Source organism: Paenibacillus sp. OT2-17 (genome assembly GCF_009827695.1).
In the GTDB taxonomy this organism is placed as follows: domain Bacteria; phylum Bacillota; class Bacilli; order Paenibacillales; family Paenibacillaceae; genus Paenibacillus; species Paenibacillus polymyxa_B.
In genome coordinates this window covers 1-9,253 of the sequence record NZ_WUDQ01000117.1, presented here as the reverse complement: position 1 = coordinate 9,253, position 9,253 = coordinate 1, and the positions used below count along the sequence as shown (strand labels likewise).

The window sequence follows — 9,253 nt, the reverse complement described above, 5'->3', positions numbered from 1 at the left end:
GCTTGATCCCTTATATATTGAACGGCTTTTTCGTAAGTGTTTACCTGCTTAAGCAGCATGTTGGAAGCAACGGCCTCGACAAAGTTTCGGTTAATTCGCTGATCGCTCCCCGATACGAGCAGTGACATCAAATAATGGATCAGCACATTGATGACTTCACCGGGCAGCTTATAGCTGATATCAATTTTCTCAAATATATCCAGCAGGTTACCGGGAACCGTGCCGGGGAAAAAGGTTTGCAGCAAACGGCGATAAGGCTCGTTGCGCAACATCATATTATATTGGTGAATGTCACACTTGGCTGTGAATTGTGGTGGAACCTCCACATAAAATTCCATTTCCACAGCCTGTTCTGCAGGCGGCTCTTCAGGTGTGGAAGCTTCTCTTTGGCGCAAGGCGACCACTTTGGCGGCCTGTACCTGCTGTTCCTCCTGACGCTTCCGATCCTGTCTGGAGTGCTGACTAGCCCGAAGCTGAAGCTCGTCAAGCAACAAGTCGCCTGCTTCGGTAAAAATACCATCCTCATCCAGCAAGCGACTAATATCCTGTACAGAAAGGTCAAATTTGCGAACAACGTAATTGACCATGCCTAACTGCTCGTGTTCAAACCGGAGACGCTCCACGTGCTTGCGATTGGCAGATTCACGCGGAAAACGGAGAATAATATCTGCATAATTCAATGCTTCCTCCGATTCTGACGCTAGTGGTCCAGTCTGACGGCTAGTGGACACCTCGGACAGCGCCTGTTCCAGTTCGTAATCTATAACATGGGTATTCAATTCAAATAACTCGTAGAAAGGAATCGAAATATTTTCTTTATTATAGGAAGATTGCGACCATTCGCTAGATTCCCTACTCCACAACGATTCTCTCAGAGAAAGCACTGCAAACTTACCGATTTTGTCTCTCAACAAAAGGGTGAGATGCTGCGTTCTGAAAAATTCAGCAGGTGCGAGCGGCGGCTGCATCTCATATTCATACATATAGTCGTCCGTTTCGGGTGCATACAGCCTGGACGTCTGTAACAGACCGACGGCCTCCAGCTTGGAGGTCTGTTCAATCAAATACTTGCGTCCCTTCTCACTCGGCTCCAGTCCCAGTGTCAGAAAAAGGCGACGCTGCTGTTCCAACGGCGAATAACCGATTTGTCCGACTGGCACATGCTGGAACAACAGTCGATACAGACTGACCGCAAATGCGCCTACCATCGGCTGATAGACGCTTCCCAGCATCAATTCATCCAGTGCGCTCAAGCCAAATTCCCGATAAACGCAGTAGCGGTGGTTCTCAGTATAGTGCAGCAGGTTTTTCATCCGCATTCCAACATTCTTCCTTTCCTGACATAACGGTCTCCAAGATGTTTTTCTATTCTATCATACTTGCCTTCTCGTGGGACCAACAAAATAAGGGCAATTGTTCTCCTTTTTGGCAGCCGTATTCGTCTGACTTCTACTTTTTTCGAGAATACTAACTATTTTAAGACTTTGTGACCTGTATCATGGTAAAAATAAAATTCTTCACACTTCTTTCATTGGTGAAAAGCTTTACTTTGAGCTACAATATAATGGTTAAGCATCACGTATTGGATACAGGAATGATATAAGGAAGTACACATATTTCGGCTAAGCTGATTATCATTTACAGACGTAAAGGAGTGTAGATCGTGAGTCAACATCAACCTCAACAAACCCCAGCAACTCCCAACGAAGTAGCCCCCACACTGGAAGGCTGGTATGCGCTTCACGATTTCCGGTCCATCAACTGGACAGCATGGAAGACCGCAGACGATGAAGAGCGCGCCGGAGCACTGGACGAGCTTCAAGAGTTTATGAAGGAATGGAACGTTACCGAGGAAGCGGGTCTGGGCAGTTCAGCTGTCTATACTGTTGTCGGACAAAAGGCTGATTTTGTCATGATGCACCTGCGCGAAACGCTGGAAGACCTCAATAAACTGGAAAATGATTTTAACAAAACAACCTTCGCCAAATATACAACCAAAACCTATTCTTATGTGAGTGTGGTGGAACTAAGTAATTATTTGAGCAAAGATGAAGATCCAATGCAAAATCCACAAATCGTCGCACGCTTGAAGCCTGTATTAAACAAGGCCCGTTATATTTGTTTCTATCCAATGAACAAAAAACGTGACCTGGACGACAACTGGTATATGCTTTCGATGGACGAGCGTCGCACCTTGATGCGCAGCCACGGTTTAATTGGACGCAGCTATGCTGGCAAAGTAAAGCAAATTATTTCCGGTTCCGTCGGCTTTGACGATTGGGAATGGGGCGTAACACTGTTCTCCGATGACGCACTTCAGTTCAAGAAGCTAATCTACGAAATGCGTTTTGATGAAGTCAGTGCCCGTTACGGTGAATTCGGCTCCTTCTATGTCGGCAGTGTGTTAAATGAAGAGACATTTGAAGACATGTTGAAGCTGTAAACCATAAGCGTCGGAACTATGTCGCAACATACAATCAAGGATTCCGCGAACTCCCACTTTCGGGACGACGGAATCCTTTTTTATAAGACCTAAAGCTATAATAGAAGAGAAAAGGCCCCTCACGGGTGCCTGATTAAATCGTATTCTTTATGATTGCCAGGTCATAACCAAGGAATGATATCTCTGATTATTGCAGCACAGGCTCGCCCCCTACGGATGTATCCTCACTTTTCGCCAGCTTTCTTTTCTCCAAAGCGATCAGGATAAAGATAATAAGCAGCAAACCACTTAGTAAGATCAAAAAGCCTCCCAACTCGGGAATAAAATATTTTAAGCTTCCACCTTTAAAGCCCATACCTCTCAAAAACTTGAAATGCCAGGTCAATGGGAGAATGTTACTTACATATTGCAGCGATGGAGGCAGCATAGCCACTGGCAATTGAGCGCCGCTCAGTAAAAACGAAGGCAGTATAATTAGCATGAGGCGTGGGGAAGCTTTTCCAGGATTGGCCGCATTCCACCCTAAAGCCATCGCAAACAAACCCAACGTAATCGTGTACAGGAGAAATGGAATACTGAGCTGCCATACATTCGCTTCAAAGCGTAGTCCGCCAATTTGCTTGAGCAAACCAATGGACAGGTAAAAGGACACACATCCTACTAACGCATACGGCAACACCCTAAGAATCAAGCTATACGAATGCTGAAGCTCCTCTTTTAATCTTCCTTGCTCCCGCAATCGCGGGACAATTGTCAGTACAGTAGCACCAATCAGTGAAATCATGACCGTATTAATGAACCCCATAACCGAGGTCATCAAAGTAGCATTGGTAGGATTATATAACAGGCGCTGCTGAAGCAGCATATTGGAAGTAAGCCCTGTAACCTGACTGTCACTCATTCCCATACCCTTTAATCCACCACCAGCCAGCATCGCATTTTCCGTCGCCATAATCTCTGTGACTGCCGAGCGTAGATTTCCAGTAGCCTGACCTACCGTATTATCTACATAAAAACCGATGTTGCTCTGAACTCCTTTAATCCTATTTTCCTCCAACCCAGCTGGAAGGTAAATCACCGCAAAAAACTTTTCATTATATAAAAGTAAATTCGGATCGGTTTCGTTCTCTTGCACATGGCGTACATCAATATACTGCGATGCATCTAATTTATTAATAAGCTGTCGGCTATAACTGCTATGATCTAAATCGACTACAGCTACAGAGGCATCGTTAAGCTGATTATTTTTAAAAACAAATCCAAAGGCTACAGCTACTACGATAGGAACGAGCAGCATGATAAAAACCATCTTGCCGCTGATCATCAGCTTCCATTCTTCTATAAACGCCTTCATTTCGTCACAACCTCTACCGTCATTCCAGGCAATAATTCAGATGTGCGCTGGACATCCACCCGTACTTGGAAGGAGCTTATATCCGACAGACCTTTGTCCCGACTCATTCTCATGTTGGTATACTGAGGGGCAGAAGTAATGTACCTCACCTTGCCTTGGACATCTTTATCTAAAGCTACAACGTGCGAAGTCACATTTTCCCCAGCTTTAAACTGTGATATGGAATCCTCGCCCACATAAATATCGTAGTATAGCTGATTGGTTTCAATAACGGCGCCCGTTGCCCCCGTAGAAACGATCTCTCCCATTTTAGGTACAATACGTGCCACCTTACCATCTGTAGATGCCTTCAGCACCATACGTCCGCGCTGCAATTCCAAAGTTTTGAGTTGAACACTCAATGCCTGCTTTTGTTGAGCCAGAAGATCCACATTGTATTCGCTATTCTTAACATCTTTTCGTGTTTGCGAGGTTTGAGTCAAGGCTTCCTTGGCTTTTTCTGTTTTGATACGAGCCTGCTGGCGTTCCTCAGCAGTCGCGCCAGCCTCCATTTTATCCAAAGCGGTTTGCTGCTGAGCGATCCCATTTTTAGCAATGTCCGATTGTTTGCTAGCCGCTGTAATCTGGTTATTGGCAATTTCAACCTGATCCTTAGCTGTATCTAACGCGATTTGGGCATTATCCAGTTGGTTTTTGGCGTTATCCAGTTCTGCTTTGGTTCCAGCTCCGGCATCATATAACGCTTTGATACGGTTGTAATTCACTTTAGCCAAGTCCAGAGCCTGTTGTCTGGATGATACTGTTTTTTGTGCGATTTCCGCATTTCTTTTGGCTGTCTCTACTCCTGTCAGAGCTGCGTCCAACGATTGCTGTGCTGCTTCAATAGCCAGCTTTTGTCTTACAATATCCTCCGCACGTGTGCCTTGGTTTAATAAGGACTCTCCCGCTTGCGCGGCTTGAATGTCCAATTGCCCCTGTTTTTCTGAATTCGAAATTTTCTCCGACTGATTTTGCAACCCGTCTTTAGCCTGTTTTATTTTCACATCAGCCTGTGCGATATCCGTTTTTAATTTCTCAATTTGCAAATCAAGGTCTACAGGATCGAGGGTCATGAGCACATCCCCTTTTTTCACCTGTTGTTCTTCCTTCACCTCAATCGTGTTTACTCTTCCCCCTACGCCCTGAAAAGCAACATTCACGGTATCTGCCGTAAGCAGTGTATTTTTTTGTTGGGCTGCCATACTCACAGCATCCTTGCCGCTCATTGCCATTAGCGTACCCCCGGTACCTAACGCGACAACAAGTAAAACGTACACGATGATCTTTTTGTTCATTACAATAAACTCTCCTTCATGATGATTTAGCCAATGATAGTTAAAAATAATAGTCAAAAACAAATAAGGAGCCTGATAGTACGACGTCTAACTATTTAAGCCGGGAAATTTGATTATTCCTGTTTTATCCGTTCAACACCTGAGGAAAGCTTCTGTAAGAGTGTTGCAAAAAGATCATGATCCTCCTGCGTAAATTCATTCATCAAATCCGAAAAAAGCTGAATGAACAGTGGAATTCTTTCCGTCATTAACTGTTTTCCTTCATCAGTCAAAGAAATCGCGGTCATACGTCGATCCGTTAGCGTACTTCTTCGGATGATCCCGTCCCGTTCCAGCTTGTCAATTACGCTGGTTACTGTTGAACGTGTAACTCCGGAATACTCAGCCAACTCGGAGGGAGTTAACGAACGGTCATACAAATACAAAGGCATTAGAATTTTAAGATTTCCAATAGATACCCCATACTCAGACAGTCTGGAAGACACCCCATTGTACACCTCGTGAGCTGTCTGCACGAAAAGTACTAACGTATTCAACGATCGGGAATCCACATTTGGAAACTTTTCAGTCAATAAATTTATTTTCCTGGGATCAGCATTGATGTTAAAATCAGAATTCAATGTGAAGCTCCCCCTCTGTAATTAGTAACCATACTATACGTCGTCAAATAGTTATGAGTCAATACCTTTTTTTGTTCGCCTAAATAAAAAAGGTCTCCATGCTCCTTTTTAGGAGTCAAGGAAACCTTTCTACCTTTAGAAAAACCGTCCCTTTTTCAGTACCAGTGGAATTCCGCCAATGATGAACAGATAGCGGAGATCCACAATTTTTTTCAATTGTGCGGCCACCCAACCTTTTATTTTGCGTTTGCCCACCACGGCGACGGCTTCCCCTTTTCCAAGAGAAGCAACCGTCCCTTTGTTGGAAAATATGAACTTGTGCAGCTCCTTTTTGCGAAGAGTAGCGGCCAGATTCTTGGCACAAAGAACCCCTTGCTGCATCGCAATTTGGGCAGTCGGTGGATAAGGGCGTCCTTCAGGATTAAACATCAGGGAGCTGTCCCCGATAATAAAAATATCATCGTGGCCCGGTGCATGCAGAAAATCGTCGATTTTCACCCTTCCGCGCATCACTTCGAATCCGGCTTTCTCGATTAATCCGTTCCCACGGATCCCTCCCGTCCAGACCACCGTGCACGCTTCGATTTTCTCCCCCTCACCAACGATTACACCATCCTGCAAGCATTCCTTAATCGGAATTCCAATGCGGAAGGTGACCCCTTTATGCTTAAGGACGTTCATCGCATACTCCACCAGCTCAGGATCGAACCCTGGCAGCGCCGTAGGAGCTGCCTCGACGTTAATGATTTGAATCCGGTTAAAATCGATGTCATAGGCTCTGGCCAGCTGTGGCAATCGATCCGCCAATTCTGCTACAAACTCAATGCCGCTAAAACCAGCGCCTCCTACGACGAAATTGAGGCGACCTGGTTTACCGTCATTTTTATACAGGGCCAGCTGGTATTCAATATGCTCACGAATCAGGCGAACCGAGTTAATACTGCGAATCGTCAGCGCGAACTTATCCATTCCCGGAATACCGAATGTTTCTGGCTCGCCGCCTAATCCAATGACCAAATAGTCATAGGAGAGTGATCCATCCTCCAGCACGATTTTTTTCTCCTTCGGTATGATTTCCTTAACCGTTCCTTTGACTAAATCCACCTTGAACTCATCGATTAGCTGGGCAATCGGAATCCTTGAATGCTCAATCGTATCCGTACCTGCAGCAGGCATATGAAGATGTGTCGTAATATAGTGGTAATCATGTCGATTGATCAGTGTGACATCCGCCTCATTGTGCTTGAGATCCTTTTGCAATTGCTGAGCCGTCAATATACCGCCATATCCGGCGCCCACAATGACAATTTTGGGAATACTGCTCATGCTTCTACCCCTTCCGATATACATAATCATTAATTATTCACAGCTGTTCTCTCAAAACGGTTAATTTATACTCACAGAAAAGTCTTCATCAAATATTAACCGCTTTAACTTTGCAAGCGGAACCCAGCAGTTTATAATGATAAACAGTGAATCATGCGTTCGGCGGCTATCTGAACCTCTATGCGGCTGATTCAATATCTACAAATCCCATACTATCCCTTTCGGAGGTGTTTTAGAGTGACAGCTCAATCCACAGGTGCGGAAATCCGCGATCTGATTATTATCGGAGGCGGTCCAGCCGGTATTTTCGCCGCTTTTTACGGGGGAATGCGTCAGGCGTCCGTCACCTTAATTGAAAGTATGCCCCAACTGGGCGGCCAGCTTGCAGCCCTTTATCCTGAAAAATATATCTATGACGTCGCTGGCTTTCCTAAAGTGACTGCACAGGAACTGGTTAACAATTTGGTTCAACAAATGAACCACTTTAATCCAGAGGTGCAGCTAGAAGAGAAAGTCGTATCATTAGAGAAAAAGGAAGAACGCCACTTCATCGTAAAAACAGACAAAGGTGGCGAGTATCATGGTAAAGCGGTTATTATTACCGCTGGTGTGGGTGCTTTCGAGCCGCGCAGACTGGAGCTTCCAGGTGCCGAACGTTTTGAAAAAACGAACCTGCATTACTTTGTCAGCGACCTGAGCAAATTTGCAGGCCGAAAAGTGCTAATTAGCGGTGGTGGTGACTCTGCTGTAGACTGGGCACTTATGCTGGAACCGATTGCAGAACAGGTTACATTGATTCACCGCCGTGACAAATTCCGTGCGCATGAACACAGTGTCGAAAACCTCCTCGCTTCCAAAGTAAACGTTATTACACCAACGGAAATTACAGAATTGCATGGAGAAGACACGATTACCAAAGTCACTCTTGCTCATGTAAAAACCAAAGAAACACAGGAAATTGAAGTGGACGATGTGATCGTTAACTTTGGATTTGTATCCACACTTGGCCCGATTGCTGAATGGGGAATTGAAATCGAAAGTAACTCTATCGTGGTCGACTCTCGCCAGGAAACAAATATTCCCGGCATTTTCGCCGCAGGGGACATTACGACCTATCCAGGCAAGCTCAAGCTGATTGCGGTCGGCTTTGGTGAAGCTCCTACGGCAGTCAACAACGCCAAGGTCTATGTAGATCCAGATGCCAAGTTGTCTCCCGGCCACAGCAGTAACATGAAATTGTAGTGTCTAGTTTAGACTATGACAAAAAAGGGTATTTTACTCCAAATTTGAATCTTTGGAGTGAAATACCCTTTTTTACGGTGTGCCTATTCGTTGCAGTGATTGTCTGTAAAGTCATTCGAACCCTGAATGACTTTACAGTCGCAGTACGAGAGCTTGTCCGGTCTAATGAAGGACTACGGCTGTATTCATCTCTAGATTTCTTTTGTGAATCTCAGCCAGCAACAGTGCAATGAAGTCACATTCAAGTTTAAGCTCGATTGCCATCTGATAGGAATCCAAAAGCATTTCATCCGTCAGCATAGCCATCCTCGACACAACCTTTCCTTTTATTTCAAAATCTATTCTATCAAAATACCAAAATCGGAACAAGCGTTCTGTTATCCACAGTCAATTGTGGAGATCCTGTGTATAAATTGTTGGTAAGTGTCGTTAACCCATATATGTGACAGGGGATAATGTGGACAATATTTATACACAGAATTTTGACGCTCGAACACAAAAAAAATATTTTTATTATTTATACAAATATATTTTATTTAGCGTCTTGTTAATAGATTATATTGGAATTTTTTTAAAGAAATCAGAAATTGATTGCGGTCTTGTATTAACCTCTAAAATCCATACCCGTCCACTCTGATCAAGCCCGTAATCAAATCCCAGTTGTCCGATCCCAGGAAATCTTCTTTCCAGTACAGGAATACAGCGCTGTGTAAGTTGAATGATTTCGCGCCGCTTTTGAATAGCAAGCCGCCGGGGATATATCATCCGAAGCGCCTCTGTTCCCTTCAGCAAAGTTCCCCCTTTGCACAGATTTGTAATGACCAGTCCGGGACGAGCATGACGTGCAACCACCGCACGAAAATCCCATGTCTGCCCTTCCTTCACGACTTTGACTCGATAGTCGACAGGTCTACCTTGAATACTTGCCAGTTGG

General features: G+C 44.7%; 9 protein-coding genes. 2 read left to right on the top strand and 7 right to left on the bottom strand.

The genetic code is table 11. The annotated features are described in order from the left end of the window. The coding region (locus GRP75_RS14280) for a replication initiation and membrane attachment family protein (protein WP_160789621.1) at positions 1-1,319 on the bottom strand (1,319 nt) is incomplete at its 3' end. Positions 1,320-1,663: 344 nt separating this feature from the next. Here GRP75_RS14280 and hemQ point away from each other — a divergent pair. Then, positions 1,664-2,443 carry a hydrogen peroxide-dependent heme synthase gene (gene hemQ / locus GRP75_RS14275; protein ID WP_160789620.1) on the top strand — a complete coding sequence of 260 codons (780 nt, stop codon included), beginning with the start codon at positions 1,664-1,666 and terminating at the stop codon, positions 2,441-2,443. A gap of 187 nt (positions 2,444-2,630) precedes the next feature. Here hemQ and GRP75_RS14270 read toward each other — a convergent pair whose 3' ends face one another. From GRP75_RS14270 to GRP75_RS14255, 4 genes are all read right to left on the bottom strand, one after another. Beyond that, on the bottom strand, positions 2,631-3,797 hold the full coding sequence (locus tag GRP75_RS14270; RefSeq protein WP_160789619.1) for an ABC transporter permease: 1,167 nt from the start codon (positions 3,795-3,797) through the stop codon (positions 2,631-2,633). Beyond that, positions 3,794-5,131: an HlyD family secretion protein gene (locus tag GRP75_RS14265; protein ID WP_160789618.1), complete on the bottom strand. Its 1,338-nt coding sequence runs from the start codon at positions 5,129-5,131 to the stop codon at positions 3,794-3,796. Before GRP75_RS14265 ends, GRP75_RS14270 begins: the two co-directional genes overlap by 4 nt. Before the next feature lie 113 nt (positions 5,132-5,244). Further along, a complete protein-coding gene (locus GRP75_RS14260; RefSeq protein WP_069080305.1) occupies positions 5,245-5,751 on the bottom strand; it encodes a MarR family winged helix-turn-helix transcriptional regulator in 507 nt (168 codons plus the stop codon). Between the two features lie 135 nt (positions 5,752-5,886). Next, positions 5,887-7,077: an NAD(P)/FAD-dependent oxidoreductase gene (locus tag GRP75_RS14255; protein ID WP_160789617.1), complete on the bottom strand. Its 1,191-nt coding sequence runs from the start codon at positions 7,075-7,077 to the stop codon at positions 5,887-5,889. A 237-nt stretch (positions 7,078-7,314) separates the two neighbouring features. On the opposite strand from GRP75_RS14255, the gene GRP75_RS14250 reads away from it, so the two are divergent. Next, entirely contained in the window at positions 7,315-8,319 is a 1,005-nt protein-coding gene (locus GRP75_RS14250) for an NAD(P)/FAD-dependent oxidoreductase (RefSeq protein ID WP_023990157.1), read from the top strand. A gap of 162 nt (positions 8,320-8,481) precedes the next feature. Here GRP75_RS14250 and sda read toward each other — a convergent pair whose 3' ends face one another. Continuing rightward, positions 8,482-8,625: a sporulation histidine kinase inhibitor Sda gene (sda, locus tag GRP75_RS14245; protein WP_007431918.1), complete on the bottom strand. Its 144-nt coding sequence runs from the start codon at positions 8,623-8,625 to the stop codon at positions 8,482-8,484. 249 nt (positions 8,626-8,874) lie between these two features. Continuing rightward, the coding region (locus tag GRP75_RS14240; protein ID WP_237449048.1) for a YheC/YheD family protein at positions 8,875-9,253 on the bottom strand (379 nt) is incomplete at its 5' end.